The 16,504-nt window shown below is 37.8% G+C and carries 18 protein-coding genes; all 18 read right to left on the reverse strand.

The genetic code is table 11. The features are described from left to right. Positions 1–76: 76 nt before the first annotated feature. A complete protein-coding gene (gene hslU, locus AC3WVA_RS00620) occupies positions 77–1,468 on the reverse strand; it encodes an ATP-dependent protease ATPase subunit HslU (protein ID WP_048530499.1) in 1,392 nt (463 codons plus the stop codon). Positions 1,469–1,490: 22 nt separating this feature from the next. Then, positions 1,491–2,033, reverse strand: coding sequence for an ATP-dependent protease proteolytic subunit HslV (gene hslV / locus AC3WVA_RS00625; protein ID WP_000526271.1), 543 nt, complete (start codon positions 2,031–2,033; stop codon positions 1,491–1,493). 43 nt (positions 2,034–2,076) lie between these two features. Beyond that, a complete protein-coding gene (gene xerC, locus AC3WVA_RS00630; protein ID WP_029439591.1) occupies positions 2,077–2,976 on the reverse strand; it encodes a tyrosine recombinase XerC in 900 nt (299 codons plus the stop codon). Positions 2,977–3,041: 65 nt separating this feature from the next. Next, positions 3,042–4,346, reverse strand: coding sequence for an FADH(2)-oxidizing methylenetetrahydrofolate--tRNA-(uracil(54)-C(5))-methyltransferase TrmFO (gene trmFO / locus AC3WVA_RS00635; protein WP_071716250.1), 1,305 nt, complete (start codon positions 4,344–4,346; stop codon positions 3,042–3,044). A 50-nt stretch (positions 4,347–4,396) separates the two neighbouring features. Continuing rightward, complete coding sequence (gene topA, locus AC3WVA_RS00640) at positions 4,397–6,475, reverse strand: type I DNA topoisomerase (RefSeq protein WP_098345013.1); 2,079 nt, start codon at positions 6,473–6,475, stop codon at positions 4,397–4,399. A 144-nt stretch (positions 6,476–6,619) separates the two neighbouring features. Next, on the reverse strand, positions 6,620–7,489 hold the full coding sequence (gene dprA / locus AC3WVA_RS00645; protein ID WP_492321744.1) for a DNA-processing protein DprA: 870 nt from the start codon (positions 7,487–7,489) through the stop codon (positions 6,620–6,622). Positions 7,490–7,576: 87 nt separating this feature from the next. Beyond that, a complete protein-coding gene (gene sucD, locus AC3WVA_RS00650) occupies positions 7,577–8,479 on the reverse strand; it encodes a succinate--CoA ligase subunit alpha (protein ID WP_000115178.1) in 903 nt (300 codons plus the stop codon). Between the two features lie 19 nt (positions 8,480–8,498). Next, complete coding sequence (gene sucC / locus AC3WVA_RS00655; protein WP_016086604.1) at positions 8,499–9,659, reverse strand: ADP-forming succinate--CoA ligase subunit beta; 1,161 nt, start codon at positions 9,657–9,659, stop codon at positions 8,499–8,501. A 193-nt stretch (positions 9,660–9,852) separates the two neighbouring features. Next, a complete protein-coding gene (gene rnhB, locus AC3WVA_RS00660) occupies positions 9,853–10,626 on the reverse strand; it encodes a ribonuclease HII (RefSeq protein WP_048530506.1) in 774 nt (257 codons plus the stop codon). A 51-nt stretch (positions 10,627–10,677) separates the two neighbouring features. Next, a complete protein-coding gene (gene ylqF, locus AC3WVA_RS00665) occupies positions 10,678–11,568 on the reverse strand; it encodes a ribosome biogenesis GTPase YlqF (RefSeq protein ID WP_492321745.1) in 891 nt (296 codons plus the stop codon). A gap of 20 nt (positions 11,569–11,588) precedes the next feature. Continuing rightward, positions 11,589–12,140 carry a signal peptidase I gene (gene lepB / locus AC3WVA_RS00670; protein WP_048530509.1) on the reverse strand — a complete coding sequence of 184 codons (552 nt, stop codon included), beginning with the start codon at positions 12,138–12,140 and terminating at the stop codon, positions 11,589–11,591. 103 nt (positions 12,141–12,243) lie between these two features. Beyond that, positions 12,244–12,588 (reverse strand): 50S ribosomal protein L19, encoded by a 345-nt coding sequence (gene rplS / locus AC3WVA_RS00675; RefSeq protein ID WP_001186516.1) that lies wholly within the window; start codon positions 12,586–12,588, stop codon positions 12,244–12,246. Between the two features lie 146 nt (positions 12,589–12,734). Beyond that, positions 12,735–13,469 (reverse strand): tRNA (guanosine(37)-N1)-methyltransferase TrmD, encoded by a 735-nt coding sequence (gene trmD / locus AC3WVA_RS00680; RefSeq protein ID WP_098345011.1) that lies wholly within the window; start codon positions 13,467–13,469, stop codon positions 12,735–12,737. Continuing rightward, positions 13,469–13,984 carry a ribosome maturation factor RimM gene (gene rimM / locus AC3WVA_RS00685; protein ID WP_492321746.1) on the reverse strand — a complete coding sequence of 172 codons (516 nt, stop codon included), beginning with the start codon at positions 13,982–13,984 and terminating at the stop codon, positions 13,469–13,471. The genes trmD and rimM overlap by 1 nt, the downstream gene beginning before the upstream one ends. A gap of 121 nt (positions 13,985–14,105) precedes the next feature. Continuing rightward, on the reverse strand, positions 14,106–14,333 hold the full coding sequence (locus AC3WVA_RS00690) for a KH domain-containing protein (protein ID WP_048530518.1): 228 nt from the start codon (positions 14,331–14,333) through the stop codon (positions 14,106–14,108). Between the two features lie 14 nt (positions 14,334–14,347). Further along, positions 14,348–14,620 carry a 30S ribosomal protein S16 gene (rpsP, locus tag AC3WVA_RS00695; protein ID WP_000268750.1) on the reverse strand — a complete coding sequence of 91 codons (273 nt, stop codon included), beginning with the start codon at positions 14,618–14,620 and terminating at the stop codon, positions 14,348–14,350. 100 nt (positions 14,621–14,720) lie between these two features. Next, on the reverse strand, positions 14,721–16,070 hold the full coding sequence (ffh, locus tag AC3WVA_RS00700; RefSeq protein WP_000863461.1) for a signal recognition particle protein: 1,350 nt from the start codon (positions 16,068–16,070) through the stop codon (positions 14,721–14,723). Positions 16,071–16,082: 12 nt separating this feature from the next. Next, positions 16,083–16,415 (reverse strand): putative DNA-binding protein, encoded by a 333-nt coding sequence (locus AC3WVA_RS00705; RefSeq protein WP_000891062.1) that lies wholly within the window; start codon positions 16,413–16,415, stop codon positions 16,083–16,085. Between the last annotated feature and the right edge of the window lie 89 nt (positions 16,416–16,504).

The raw sequence follows: 16,504 nt of genomic DNA on the forward strand, positions 1-16,504 counted from the left end.
TCAAAAGTTCCTCCTACATGTTACTCACATATTTTTTCATCACTTGGAAACTAGGGCGAGTCACCTGATGACACTATTACAAAATAAACTGGCTCACATCTTTATTCTTAGCAATCGTTGCTAATTTCTCCTCAACGTATTGAGGTGTTATCGTTATTTTCTCTAACGTAATTTCAGATGCTTCAAACGATAAATCTTCAAGGAGCTTCTCCATAATCGTATGAAGTCTTCTTGCTCCAATGTTATCTGTATCCTGATTAACTTGATAAGCAATCTCAGCAATCTTACGAATAGCTTCGTCTGAAAATTCAATTTCTATACCTTCAGTCGCTAATAAAGCCATATATTGTTTAATTAACGCATTGTCAGGCTCGATTAATATTTTAACAAAATCATCAGTCGATAATTTTGTTAATTCTACTCGAATCGGAAATCTCCCTTGTAATTCCGGAATTAAATCCGACGGTTTAGACATATGAAACGCTCCAGCTGCAACGAATAAAATATAATCCGTTTTTACTGATCCGTATTTTGTCGCAACATTCGACCCTTCTACAATCGGCAGAATGTCACGTTGCACACCTTCACGTGATACATCTACGCTATTCGACTGCTTACCAGCAATTTTGTCAATTTCATCGATAAAAATAATCCCGAGCTGTTCAGCACGATAAACAGCCTCTTGTGTAACTTCATCCATATCAATTAAGCGCTGTGCTTCCTCATTTGTCAAGAGTTTTCTTGCTTCTTTTACAGAAAGTTTACGTTTTTTTGTTTTTTTCGGCATAAAACTTCCTAACGCATCTTGGAAATTCATTCCCATTTGTTCCATGCCAGTTCCTTGTAACATATCGAACATAGAAGACTGTTGCTCAGTCACTTCAATCGATACAATTTCATCTTCAAGAAGTCCTGCAGCAAGCTTTCTTTCCACATCTTGACGTTTCTTTTCGATTTCCACATCTTCTTGTGCATCAGTTGTTTGATTCGAATTTTGAGCACCACCAAATAACATTTCTAATGGGTTTTTAAATCCAGATTGTTTCTCTGGACTTGGTACTAAAATTTCAACAAGACGTTGATTCGCTTGTTCCTCTGCTTTGTCTTGCACTTTAACTACCATTTCTTCTTTCACGATGCGAACCGACGTTTCCACAAGGTCACGTACCATCGATTCTACATCTCTACCTACATATCCAACTTCTGTAAATTTCGTAGCTTCAACCTTAATAAAAGGTGCTCCAACGAGTTTCGCCATTCGTCGTGCTACCTCTGTTTTACCAACACCTGTCGGTCCAATCATTAAAATATTTTTAGGCGCAATTTCATCACGTAGATTTTCAGCTAATTTACTTCGGCGGTATCGATTTCTTAAAGCTACAGCAACCGCTTTCTTCGCATCTTTTTGACCGATAATGTATTGATCTAATTTTTCCACAATTTGACGCGGAGTAAAATGTAAATGCATATAAAATGCCTCCCTTACGATTCTACAATTCTTCCACAATTATATTGTGGTTTGTATAAACACAAATATCGCCAGCAATGTCTAAACTCGCTTTCGCAATTTGCTTCGCTGTTAAATGTTCACTTGCATATTGCTTTAAAGCACGACCTGCAGAAAGCGCATAATTTCCACCAGATCCAATTGCTAAAATACCATCATCCGGTTCAATCACTTCTCCTGTACCTGAAACAAGGAGCATCGTTGTTTTATCCATGACAATGAGCATCGCTTCTAGCTGACGTAACATTTTGTCGCCACGCCATTGTTTTGCCATCTCAACTGCAGCACGCTGTAAGTTCCCATTGTACTCTTCTAACTTCCCTTCAAACATTTCAAAAAGAGTAAATGCGTCAGCAACCGAACCTGCAAAACCAGCTAAAACTTTCCCTTGGAAAAGTTTACGAACTTTACGAGCTGTATGTTTCATTACAACAGCATTTCCCATTGTCACTTGGCCATCTCCAGCCATTGCACATTCTCCATTATGATGAACTGCAAATATCGTTGTAGCGTGGAAATTTCCCATAGAAAAAACTCCTTTATATGTTTTTATAGCTTTAAAAAGCAATTTATGCCCGTGGGTGATGCTTCATGTAGACAGAACGCAATCTTTCTTTAGAGACATGCGTATAAATTTGTGTCGTCGACAAATTCTCATGACCGAGTAACTCCTGTACAGTACGTAAATCTGCCCCTTCATCTAACATATGTGTAGCAAATGTATGCCTTAACATATGGGGACTTATCCGCATGGTCAGTGAAGCCTTCTTAATGAGTTCGTTTAATACATAGCGTACTCCTCGACTCGTTAGCGGCGTGCCTTTCGCATTTAAAAATACCATATGAGAGTGTTCTTCAGTTTTGTGAGCTAACTGTTTTCTCCCGTTCTCTATATAAGTAATTAAAGCATCTTGTGCGTAGCTTCCGAACGGAATATACCTTTGTTTTTTTCCTTTTCCCATAACTAAAATTGTTCCCACCGCGAAGTCAATATCGGTAAGTTGTAAATTGACACATTCACTCACACGGATCCCAGTCGCATACATCAACTCTAATAAAGCTTGATTCCTTTGACCTAGCGGCGTCTCTGTGTCAGAAACTTCAAATAATTCCTCTAATTCTTCAGCATATAAAAACTTTGGGATTGACAATTCTTTTTTGGGGAGTGACGCAAGTGCAAACGGATTATCCTTCCGATAACCTTCACGCATCAAAAAACGATATAAACTTCGTAAGCTTGATACTTTTCTTGCGACAGATTTACGGGCTAACTTTTCATCGTGCAACGTAGTTAAGTACAAACGAACATCCGCGTATGTAATATCTAAAAAAGAGGATATGCCTTCTCGCTCCATAAATTGCACAAAATGTTCTAAATCATTTTGATAACTTGCAATTGTATATTTTGAATAATTTCTTTCAATTTGTAAATATCCAACGAATAATTGTAACAATTTCTTCACATTCACACAATTCACCTCAATAAAGGCTACTAAATCGTATCACAACTTAGTAGCCTTTGCAAGAAATTTAACTAAATATTTACAAAATTTTGAATCGTTTCTAAAGCGCGTGTTGCATAGGCTTCATTACGTTCTGCTTTTTTCTTAATTTTCTTCTCTAGTGGTGCAAACAATCCGAAGTTTGCATTCATTGGTTGGAAGTTTTTCGCGTTTGTCGCAGTAATATAATTCGCCATACTTCCCATTGCAGTTACAGGCGGTAATACAACCGGCTCTTCGCCTTTTACAAGTCGAGCAGCGTTAATACCTGCTAGCAATCCTGAAGCCGCCGATTCAACATATCCCTCTACTCCAGTCATTTGACCAGCGAAGAATAAATCATCACGTTGTTTATATTGGTATGTTGGACGAAGTAAGTTAGGTGAATTAATAAACGTATTACGATGCATTACACCATAACGTACAATCTCTGCGTTTTCCAGTCCTGGAATCAACTGTAACACTTCTTTTTGTGGTCCCCACTTTAAATGCGTTTGGAAACCTACGATATTGTATAACGTTCCCGCTGCATCGTCTTGACGTAACTGAACAACAGCATATGGCGTTTTCCCTGTTTTCGGATCTTCTAACCCAACAGGCTTCATTGGTCCAAATACTAGTGTCTGTCTTCCTCTACTTGCCATAACCTCTACCGGCATGCAACCTTCAAAGAAAATTTCTTTTTCAAATTCTTTTAAAGGTACTGTTTCAGCAGCGATTAAAGCCTCATAAAAACGGTCAAATTCCTCTTCCGTCATTGGGCAGTTTAAATATGCCGCTTCACCTTTATCGTAACGAGACTTTAAATACACTTTATTCATATCAATGCTGTCTTTCTCAACAATCGGTGCTGCAGCATCATAGAAATAAAAATAGTCTTCACCTGTTAATTCTTTTAATTGTGCAGAAAGATCCGGAGACGTAAGTGGACCTGTCGCGATAACAGTAGGGCCTTCTGGAATTTCAGTGATTTCTTCATTCATCACAGTTACGTTCGGATGGTTTTTCACATATTCCGTTACTTTTGCCGCAAACTCATGACGATCTACAGCTAAAGCTCCTCCTGCTGGTACAGAGCACTCATCAGCTGCACGAATAATAACAGAATCCATTAAGCGCATTTCTTCTTTAATAACACCAACAGCATTTGTTAATGTGTTTGCGCGAAGTGAGTTACTACATACTAGCTCTGCAAATTTATCTGTGTGATGAGCTGGCGTTTGTCTTACCGGTCTCATTTCATATAATCTTACTTGGACACCACGTTTTGCAATTTGGTAAGCTGCTTCACTTCCTGCAAGACCTGCGCCAATGACGTTTACTACTTGTGTTGTCATATATTTATCACCTTTCCTTTTCTTCCCGAAAAAAATGTGAGCAGTTACGCTCACATTTGTTGTTCTTCTTCATAATCACACGAAATACATTGTACTTGCACGCCTTTTTTCAACTTCTTCTCTACTAGCATACCTTCGCACTTCGGACATTTACGGCCAATCGGCTTATCCCAAGATACAAAGTCACACTCTGGATACGTACCGCAACCATAGAAAAGACGTTTCTTTTTATTACTACGACGTTCAATAATTTGACCTTTATCACATTTCGGACAAGTAACACCGATTTCTTTCACAATCGGTTTTGTATTACGACAATCTGGGAAATTCGAGCAAGCCATAAATTTCCCGTATTTACCCATTTTAAAGACCATTGGGTGCGCACATAATTCACAGTCTTCCCCAGCTGGTTCATCTTTAATTTCCACTTCACGCATTTCTTTTTCCGCTTTTTCTAAACGCGGTTCAAAGCCTACGTAGAAATCATCAACAATTTTTACCCAATTCGCATTTCCTTCTTCTACTTCATCGAGGCTTTGCTCCATGTTAGCAGTAAATTCAATGTTAATAATTTCTGGGAAAAACTCTAAAATAAGTTCAATTACTATTTCACCAAGTTCAGTTGGAACAAAGCGTTTATTATCCAAACCTACGTATCCACGTTTTTGAATCGTTTCAAGTGTCGGTACGTAAGTCGATGGTCTTCCAATCCCAAGCTCTTCAAGTGTTCTTACTAAACGAGCCTCTGTATAGCGCGGCGGCGGTTGTGTAAAGTGTTGCTTCGGTTCTAAATCCTTCGAAAATACTGTTTCCCCTACTTCTAAAGGTGGTAACATCTTATCCTTTTCTTCAGCACCGTCATCTTTCGACTCTACATACACTTTCATAAATCCTGGGAACTTTACAACCGATCCACTTGCACGGAACTGAACATTGTTATTAATGAGTCTCGCTGTCACAGTATCCATTATAGCAGACGCCATTTGACTTGCAACAAATCGCTCCCAAATCAATTTATACAATCGAAGTTGATCACGACTTAAGAAACTCTTTAGTTCCTCTGGCTTTCTCATTACCGAAGTAGGACGAATTGCCTCATGCGCATCTTGCGCGTTCGATTTTTTCGTTTCTTTCTTCTTTTCTGTTCCTATGTATTCCGTACCAAACGCCTCTGTAATGAAAGTACGCGCCTCTGTTTGAGCTGTTTCTGAGATACGTGTTGAATCAGTTCTCATATAAGTAATAAGACCGACAGTTCCTTGTTTTCCAAGATCAATTCCTTCATACAATTGCTGCGCAAGCATCATCGTTTTCTTTGCTCGCATGTTTAACTTACGCGCTGCCTCTTGTTGCAAGGAAGATGTTGTAAACGGTAATGCAGGATTACGTTTTCGCTCTTTGCGCGCTACATTTTCAACTGAGAACGCATTATCTTTCATCTGTTCAATTATTTCATTCACTTGCGTTTCATTCGTTAATTGAACTTTTTCACCATCTACACCGTAAAAGCTTGCTTCAAATGTGTCTTTCCCTTTCACAAATTCTGTCTTAATTGTCCAGAATTCTTCAGGCTCAAAACTTTGAATTTCTCTTTCACGTTCGATAATTAAACGAACTGCTACAGATTGTACGCGCCCTGCACTTAATCCTTTTTTTACTTTCTTCCATAATAAAGGACTAATATTGTAACCAACAAGACGATCTAGTATACGTCTTGCTTGTTGTGCATCTACTAAATCCATATTAATTGCACGAGGATGTTTAAATGATTCTTTGATTGCATCTTTTGTAATCTCATTAAACACAACTCGGCAATCTGATTCCACGTCCACATTTAACGTATTGGCTAAATGCCAAGCAATTGCTTCTCCTTCGCGGTCTGGATCGGCCGCGAGATAGACTTTCTTTGCTTTTTTTGCCGCTGATTTTAAATCTTTTAAGACGGGACCTTTACCACGAATGGTAATATACTTCGGGGTGAAGTTATTCTTTACTTCTATCCCCATTTGGCTTTTAGGTAAATCGCGAACGTGTCCCATAGACGCGACAACTTTGTATTTTTTCCCTAAATATTTCTCAATGGTCTTCGCCTTAGAAGGCGACTCCACGATTACGAGGTAATCTGACATGCTAGTGCCTCCTTAAGAGGTGGATTCAAGTCTTCATTAATCTTATTGATTTCTCTTGTTTTTGTCAATCAAGAATGAATATACCATACAGTGCCTATCTACCATTTGTCAATAATTGTTTAATAAAAACATAAAAATATAAGGTTAATTTAAAATCTCTTCTAGTATATCTTCTGCATTTCTTACTAGTTTCGCTCCTTGTTGAATTAGATGATTTGTTCCTGATGCACTATCTATAAATATAGGTCCAGGAAGTGCAAATACCTCTCTATTTTGCTCTAAAGCAAGGTCCGCGGTAATCAGTGTTCCGCTTCTCGATTTCGCTTCTACAACTAAAACACCTTTACTTATACCACTAATAATCCGATTCCTTTTTGGAAAATACCATTTTTTCGGTGCATAGTGCGGAGGATACTCTGTTAATAACAATATATATTCATTCCAAGCTTCATATAAATATCGATTCTCTTTTGGATATATATACGATAATCCGTGTCCTAGTATCGCTATAGTCGGGCAATGCCGTCTTACTGTAATTTCATGGGACATCGTATCTATCCCTCTTGCAAACCCACTGACAATAAGCCATTCCATTTCTAATAATGGATGTAAAATAAATTGTAAACTCTCATGTCCATATAAAGTCGGTTCTCTCGTTCCGACAACCGCTAATTTGTTCGTTTTATTGAGGAAATCCTTCTCTCCTTTTCCATATAATACAAAGGGGGGATCTTGTATTTCACGTAATAATTGGGGATAATCTTCATCCCATATAGTCATGTAAAAGATTCGATTTTTCTCTAAATAAGATATATATTGCGGGAGATTTGAACTTTGAAGAAATTTTACTAATTCTGAAGATTTTTTCGAGGATATTCCGGTGTAGTATTCCATTTGTTTTGCATTAAAAGCGTATATTCCCTTCAATTCTGGATCGACGTATAATAGCTTCTCAATCGCTTTCCAATGATCCGCTAATAAGTAGTGAAGATGCAATAATCGTTCTCTTTTCATTACAATTCTCCTTACCCATAATTTTTATTATGTAAACAATAAGTGTGTAAAAAGACACCCTCAAACAAGAAGGTGTCTTTCAAAAGATTAGTAGTTTTTACAAGTCTCAAATAGACCTTTTTCTTTTAAGACAGAGATTAGCGTTTCACCCATAACTGCTGGAGTTTCCGCTACTTTAATACCACAAGCTTCCATCGTTTTAATCTTTTCTGCAGCAGTTCCTTTACCACCAGAAATGATTGCACCAGCATGGCCCATACGTTTGCCAGCAGGCGCTGTTTGGCCGCCAATGAAGCCTACAACAGGTTTTGTCATATTAGCTTTCACCCATTCAGCTGCCTCTTCTTCCGCTGTACCACCGATTTCACCAATCATAATTACAGCATGTGTTTCTTCATCTTCATTAAATGCTTTTAACGCATCAATAAAGTCTGTACCGTTAACAGGGTCTCCGCCGATACCTACAGCCGTAGATTGACCAATACCTTCTTGTGTTAACTGATGTACAGCCTCATACGTTAATGTACCAGAGCGAGATACGATACCTACATGACCTTTTTTATGAATGTATCCTGGCATAATACCGATTTTACATTCATCAGGCGTGATAACACCTGGGCAGTTTGGTCCAAGTAAACGTGTATGTTTACCAGCCATATATCTCTTTACGTTTACCATATCTAATACAGGAATCCCTTCAGTAATACATACTACTAAATCAATTTCTGCATCAACTGCTTCCATAATTGCATCAGCCGCAAAAGCGGGTGGAACGTATACAACTGAAGCGTTTGCGCCTGTTGCTTTCACTGCATCTTCTACAGTATCAAATACTGGTACACCTTCAATATCAGTGCCACCTTTACCTGGCGTTACACCACCGACAATTTTCGTACCGTATTCAATCATTTGTTTTGTGTGGAATAACCCTTGAGAACCTGTAATACCTTGAACAATAACTTTTGTATCTTTATTAACTAATACGCTCATTTTTCTCCCCCGCTTTCTATTAGCCCACTAGTGAAACAATTTTTTGTGCACCGTCTGCCATAGATTCTGCTGCAACAATATTTAAACCAGACTCATTTAAAATTTTCTTACCTAACTCTACGTTTGTACCTTCAAGACGTACAACTAAAGGTAATTCAAGACCTACTTGTTTCGTTGCTTCAATAACACCTTCTGCGATAACATCACACTTCATAATGCCACCAAAAATGTTAACGAAGATACCTTTTACATTTTTATCAGAAAGGATAATTTTGAATGCTTCTGTAACTTTTTCAGCTGTTGCACCGCCACCAACATCTAAGAAGTTAGCTGGGTCGCCATGATAATGTTTAATGATATCCATTGTAGCCATTGCTAATCCTGCACCATTAACCATACAACCGATATTTCCATCTAAAGGAATGTAGTTTAAGTCATATTTAGAAGCTTCAATCTCTTTTGCATCTTCTTCATCAAGATCGCGAAGTTCTAAAATATCTTTATGGCGATATAAAGCATTAGAATCAAAGTTTAATTTCGCATCTAATGCCATAACTTTACCGTCACCTGTTGTTACAAGTGGATTAATCTCTGCGATAGAGCAATCTTTTTCGATAAATGCACGGTATAAGCCCATCATAAACTTCACAGCTTGTCCTACAAGCTCTTTTGGAATATTGATGTTAAATGCGATTCGGCGTGCTTGGAAGCCTTGTAAGCCTACTGCTGGATCGATATATTCTTTAAAGATTTTTTCAGGTGTTTGCTCTGCTACTTCTTCAATTTCTGTTCCGCCTTCTTCAGACGCCATTAAAACAACTTGAGAAGTTGCACGGTCTAATACAAGACCTACATAATATTCTTTTTTAATATCGCAACCTTCTTCGATAAGTAAGCGTTTTACTTCCTTACCTTCAGGACCTGTTTGATGTGTCACAAGTGTAGTTCCTAAAATGCTCTCTGCATATGTACGAACTTCATCTAAATTTTTTGCAACTTTTACTCCGCCAGCTTTGCCGCGTCCACCAGCGTGAATTTGTGCTTTTACTACACATACATCCGTTCCTAATTCTTTTGCTGCTTCTACAGCTTCTTCTACTGTAAATGCAACCTTCCCGTTCGGAACGCTAACCCCATAGCTTCTAAGGACTGCCTTACCTTGGTACTCATGGATATTCATGGTCCCATCCTCCCCTGTTTTCCTGTTTTACTCGAAAAGTTTTTTAATGTTTAAAAAACATTACATTGCCATTGTATAAGATGATTGGCACGCTGTCTACAATAAAGTGTCAGAAAACTGAAATCGCTTTATTCTTTTTTGAAAATAGTAATGTTTATATGTCAAAATAAAAAATAAGCTGCGAAAACACAGCTTATTTTTGAATCATATCTTTAATTGGTGCAAACGATTTTCGATGTTCTTCTAATATTCCATGCGCTTCAATCGCTTCTAAATGTTGTTTTGTTCCGTATCCCATATGTTGTTCAAATCCATATGCAGGATACTTTTCTCCAAGCTCTTTCATCATACGATCTCTCGTTACTTTCGCAATAATAGATGCAGCTGAAATAGAAATACTTTTTGCATCACCTTTAATGATGGATGTTTGCGGAATTGGTGTAGGGAGTTTCATCGCATCAATTAATAAATATTCTGGTGTACAAGCTAAATTCGCAACAGCATCTAACATCGCTTGTTTCGTCGCTTGATAAATGTTTATCTCATCAATCACTTGCGGTGATACAATTCCAACTCCAATGGCAATTGCTTGTGTTTTAATCTCATCATAAAAACGCTCTCGCTTCGCCTCACTCAGCTTTTTCGAATCATTTAACCCTGGAATATAAAAATCTTCCGGAAGGACAACAGCTGCCGTCACAACAGGCCCAGCTAGCGGTCCACGACCTACTTCATCTATACCTGCGATATATGTGAGACCTTTTTCACGTAACGCATTTTCATACTTAGACATTTCTAAAAATTTTTCTTTTTCCTTTTGCGCTAACTCTTTTTGTTTATACCACTTTAAAATGAGCTTTTGCACCCCTTTTCGCTCATCTTTCATTAAAGTTTGAAAACGGTCGTCCTCTTCACTTATAATTTCTTGCAGTAAATGTTCTGCTTCTTGAATCGTCACTTTTTGCATTCCTGCCACTCCCTTTATATACAAAAAAGAAAAGACGTACAAACGCACGTCTTATACTTCTTCTACTTTTTCTACATCTTCTGTTTGCTCTGCAAACTCTTCTGGTGTTTCGAACGTCATTTTTCCAAGTTTCCCACCACGAAGCTCACGAAGTACAAGTTCAGATGTTTTATCATAATCAATCATTCCGCCGCCCATTAAACAGCCTCTATTTTTTCCAATTGCATCGAATAACTCCACAATATCTTCTGGAATCTCATTTAAATTATATCGCTCTTTCAAACGTTCTGGATAATGTTTCTCCATAAAACGTAGTGCGTAAACAGCAACATCTTGCAAATTTAAAATTGAATCTTTAATTGCGCCTGTTGTCGCTAATCGAAGACCCACTAATTGATCTTCAAATTTAGGCCATAAAATACCAGGTGTATCTAACAGTTCCATTTCTTTCCCAACTTTAATCCATTGTTGAGCTGTTGTCACACCAGGACGATCTCCTGTTTTAGCAATATTTTTCTTTGCTAATTTATTAATTAACGTAGATTTACCAACATTCGGTATACCTACGATTAATGCACGAATCGCTCTCGGTCTAATACCTTTTGCAACCATTTTATCAAATTTCTCTTTCACTAACACTTTACAAGCCGCTGCAATTTCTTTCATACCTTGTCCAGCTTGTGCGTTAATTGAAATTGCCATATGGCCGTTTTCTTTAAAATATGCGATCCATTGCTTTGTTAAACGATCATCTGCCATATCTGCTTTATTTAAAACAACAAGCCTCGGTTTATGTGTAATAATCTCATCAATCATCGGATTTCGAGAAGATAAAGGTAATCGAGCATCTACAAGCTCAATTACAACATCAATTAACTTTAATTTTTCTGTTACTTGGCGTCTAGCCTTTGCCATATGGCCCGGGAACCATTGAATTACCATGTTGCCACCTTCTTTTTCTTTTATTTCACAATACGAGCGTCTTTTAACGGCCAATATAGTATATTTGCTTTTCCGATTACTTGGTCCATTGAAATTGTACCAATCGAACGGCTATCTTTACTAAAACGACGATTATCACCTAAAACAAATAACTGACCTTCTGGAACAGTTTTCTTCCCTGTCATTTCTTCAAGAGTAAAATCATATGTAAGCGGTCCATCAGCAAGTTGCTTTTTCTGCTTGTCTAAATACGGCTCCTCATAAGCCTTTCCGTTTACATACAGTTTATCATTACGATACTCTATTTCATCGCCTGGAAGGCCGATAATACGCTTAATATAATCCTTATCTTCCGTTGCTCGGAATACAATAATATCAAATCGTTTCGGGTCTCCTATGTGATAACCAATTTTATTGACAATCATTCGATCGCGATCATGTAAAGTAGATGCCATCGATACTCCATCTACGAGAATTGGCGCAAAGAAAAACTGTCTAATAACACCCGCTAATACAACAGCAATCAAAATTGCCTTGATCCATTCCCAAAGTGAACTTTTTTCTTTCTTCATGCTTTTCTCCTCCACACGATTATGTAAGCTGCTCGTATTATATCAAAATTTTATATAGATTGGAAAAAGGGAGCTTGTGCATTTACAAGCTCCCATACATGTCTTATCGAATTTCTTTAATACGTGCTTTTTTACCGCGAAGGTTACGTAAGTAGTATAACTTAGCACGACGTACTTTACCACGGCGAAGTACTTCGATTTTCGCGATTCTTGGCGTGTGAACTGGGAATGTACGCTCAACACCTACACCGTAAGAAATCTTACGAACTGTGAATGTTTCACTGATTCCGCCACCACGACGTTTAATTACAACACCTTCGAAAAGCTGAATTCTTTCACGAGTTCCCTCAACTACTTTTACGTGTACACGTAAAGTGTCTCCAGGACGGAATGAAGGAAGGTCAGTTTTTAATTGGCCTTTTGTAATTTCTGCGATTAATTGTTGCATATTAAATTCTCTCCTTTAAACAGATGCTCTTATAAAGTCTTAATAAATTACAGCGGAACATCGTTAATACGGCCACTGATTTCAGCAGCACAAGTGTTATAATAGCATATTGCTAGGACTGTTGCAATAGAAAATATATCAAGCCCTTATTTACCTTCTTTAATCTGTTCTAGCCACTTCTTTTCTTGCTTAGACAATTCTCGTTCTTCTAGTAAATCCGGTCTACGCGTGTACGTACGACGCAACGATTCTTTATGTCGCCACTCATCAATATTTTTATGATTTCCTGACATTAATACATCGGGCACTTTCATACCACGAAAATCAGCTGGACGTGTATAATGAGGATGCTCTAATAAACCTGTACTAAACGAATCCTCGACTTGTGAAGCATGATTTCCTAGTACTCCTGGCAAGAGACGTACGACACTATCAGTTATAACCATAGAGGCTAACTCTCCACCTGTTAATACGTAGTCGCCGATAGAAATTTCATCTGTTACGAGATGTTCACGAATTCGTTCGTCGTACCCTTCATAATGACCACACACAAAAATAACATGCTCTTCTTCAGCAAGCTCTTCTGCTTTCTTTTGCGTAAAACGCTCTCCTTGTGGACACATTAAGACAACTCTCGGTTTACGTTCTGTTTCCTTCGTTAACTTTTCCACTGCATCAAAGATAGGCTGAGGGGTTAATACCATCCCAGCACCACCACCATACGGATAATCATCTACACTATTATGCTTACTCGTTGTATAGTCGCGGAAATTGACAACACGAAGCTCTACCGCTTCTTTTTCTTGTGCTTTCTTTAAAATTGAAGATCCAAACACACCTGTAAACATATCTGGAAACAATGTTAAAATGTCAATTTTCATTATAGCAGCCCTTCCATTACATGAATGGTTACTAATTTATTCTCAATGTTAACTTGAAGTACAACATCATCAATATAAGGAATTAACAGATCTTGACCTTTTGGACTTTTAATAACCCAAACATCATTTGCACCGGGAGATAAAATTTCTTTTATTGTCCCTAACGCTTCTCCTTCTTCCGTTACAACGTTGCAACCAATAATTTCATGATAGTAGTATTCACCTTCAGCTAGTTCGCCTAATTGATCTTCAGGCACTTTTAAAAGAGATCCTTTAAACTGTTCTACTTCATTTACATTCCCATATCCTTCAAATGTCAATAAATCAAATGTTTTATGTTGACGATGAGAAGTAATCTTTACTGGGAAAGGCTCTCCACCTTTTTCATTCGATATGTATAATGTATTTCCTACTTTATATCGCTCTTCTGGAAAATCAGTACGAGAAACTACACGAATTTCTCCTCTTACGCCATGAGTATTTACAATTTTCCCTACATTAAACCATTTTGTCATAAATAGTATTTCACCCCTGGTTTCTATATAAATTAAGCATCCCCATTTCACATATGGAACATGCAACTTCTCTTTAAATGTTAAAAAAGGGAGAGGAAATAACTCCTCGCCCTTTTTACGTTTATTGAATTTCCAGTGTTACTTTTTCATCATTATGATGTCCCACTGAATACAAGAGCATTCGAATTGCTTTCGCAACTTTGCCTTGCTTTCCAATGACTTTTCCAACATCCTCAGGATGTACAGTTAATCGATACTTTATCTCTCCGTTGTAAAGTTCCTGTGTAACTTTTACATCTTCAGGATAATCGACAAGAGGCTTGACAATCGTCTCGACTAACTTCTTCATAGTCATTGCCTCAATTACTTACCTTGTTTAGATAAGTGGAATTTCTCCATGATACCTTGGTTAGAGAATAAGTTACGAACTGTATCAGATGGTTTAGCACCATTTCCTAACCATTTTAATGCTGCTTCTTCGTTGATCTTAACTTCAGCTGGTTGAGCAACCGGATTGTAAGTACCGATTTCCTCAATGAAACGTCCGTCACGAGGAGAACGAGAATCTGCAACAACTACACGATAGAAAGGAGTTTTTTTAGCTCCCATACGTTTTAAACGAATTTTAACTGCCATTTATAAAGCACCTCCGAATTTATTTCACACAGATAATTATATTAGCAAAAAGACTATTGCTTTGTAAAGTATTTTTTCTTAACAGAGCCATCTTTTTTCCTTACATGAATGGAAACTTCAATCCACCTAGTCCTTTTTTCTTACCTTTTTGCATTCCAGTCATCGTTTTCATCATCTTTTTCATATCATCAAATTGCTTGATTAAACGATTGATTTCTTGTACCGTTGTACCGCTACCTTTGGCAATGCGCTTTTTGCGACTAGCATTGATTATTTCCGGTTGTTCTCGCTCTAATTTAGTCATAGAACGAATAATTGCCTCAATATGCCCAATTTGTTTTTCATCAACTTGTGCATTTTTCAGCCCTTTAATTTTATTTGCACCAGGAAGCATTCCTAACAATTCATCAAGCGGTCCAAGTTGACGCACTTGTCCAAGTTGTTCTAGGAAATCGTCAAGCGTAAACGAAAGTGTACGCATTTTTTGCTCAAGTTCTTTTGCTTTCTCTTCATCAACTGTAGCTTGCGCTTTTTCAATTAACGTTAAGACGTCTCCCATCCCTAAAATACGGGATGCCATACGTTCTGGATGGAACGCTTCAAGTGCATCTAGTTTTTCACCCATACCAGCAAATTTAATTGGTGTATTTGTAACAGCTTTAATAGATAATGCCGCACCACCGCGCGTATCACCATCTAGTTTTGTTAATACAACCCCAGTTAAACCTAACTGTTCATGGAAACTTTGTGCAACATTAACCGCGTCTTGTCCTGTCATCGCATCGACAACAAGGAAAATTTCATCCGGTTTCGCAACTTCTTTCACTTTCGCTAATTCATCCATTAGTTCTTCATCAATATGCAGGCGACCTGCTGTATCAATTAAAACATAATCGTGATGATCTTCTTTTGCTTTTGCAATCGCTTGTTTCGCAATTTCAACAGGACTTACTTGATCTCCTAAAGAGAATACAGGCATGTCCAATTGCTTCCCTAATGTTTCAAGCTGTTTAATCGCTGCAGGACGGTAAATATCCGCCGCAACAAGCATAGGTTTACGATTATGCTTTTTACGAAGCAAATTCGCAAGCTTACCTGTCGTCGTTGTTTTACCTGCACCTTGCAGACCAACCATCATAATAACAGTCGGTGGCTTATTAGCAACAGCAATTTTGCTTTGCTCTCCGCCCATAAGTTCTGTAAGTTCTTCCTGTACAACTTTAATTACTTGTTGTCCAGGTGTCAAACTTTTCATTACATCTTGTCCGACAGCACGTTCAGACACACGCTTTACAAAATCTTTTACTACTTTAAAGTTAACGTCTGCTTCTAAAAGAGCTAGACGAACTTCTCTCATCATTTCTTTCACATCGGCTTCAGAAACTTTTCCTTTGCCGCGGATTTTTTGCATCGTCTGTTGAAGTCGGTCGGCTAATCCTTCAAATGCCATATTGCCGCCCTCCTAATCTAATTTTTCGATAGCTTCAACAACTTGTTTCATTTCTTCATTCACATGCTCTTCTTCGCTGATTAGCTGTTTTAGCTTTGCAACAAGTCGCTGTCGCTCTTGAAACTTTTGAAGTAATACTAATTTTTCTTCATATTCTTCAAGCATCGCTTCAGTCCGTTTAATGTTATCATACACGGCTTGGCGACTTACATCAAATTCTTCCGCAATTTCACCAAGAGATAAATCATCTAGATAATAAAGCGACATATAACTTCTTTGTTTTTGCGTTAACAACGATTGATAAAAATCAAATAAATAGTTCATTCTCGTTGTTTTTTCGAGCATGTTGGATCATCCTTTGTTAAGTGATTTCCCTTTACATGAATTAGTTTACATGGAGTACAAAAGAGTGTCAAGTTTTTTTCTTAACATCA

The organism is Bacillus sp. EB106-04-02-XG92, assembly GCF_058791995.1.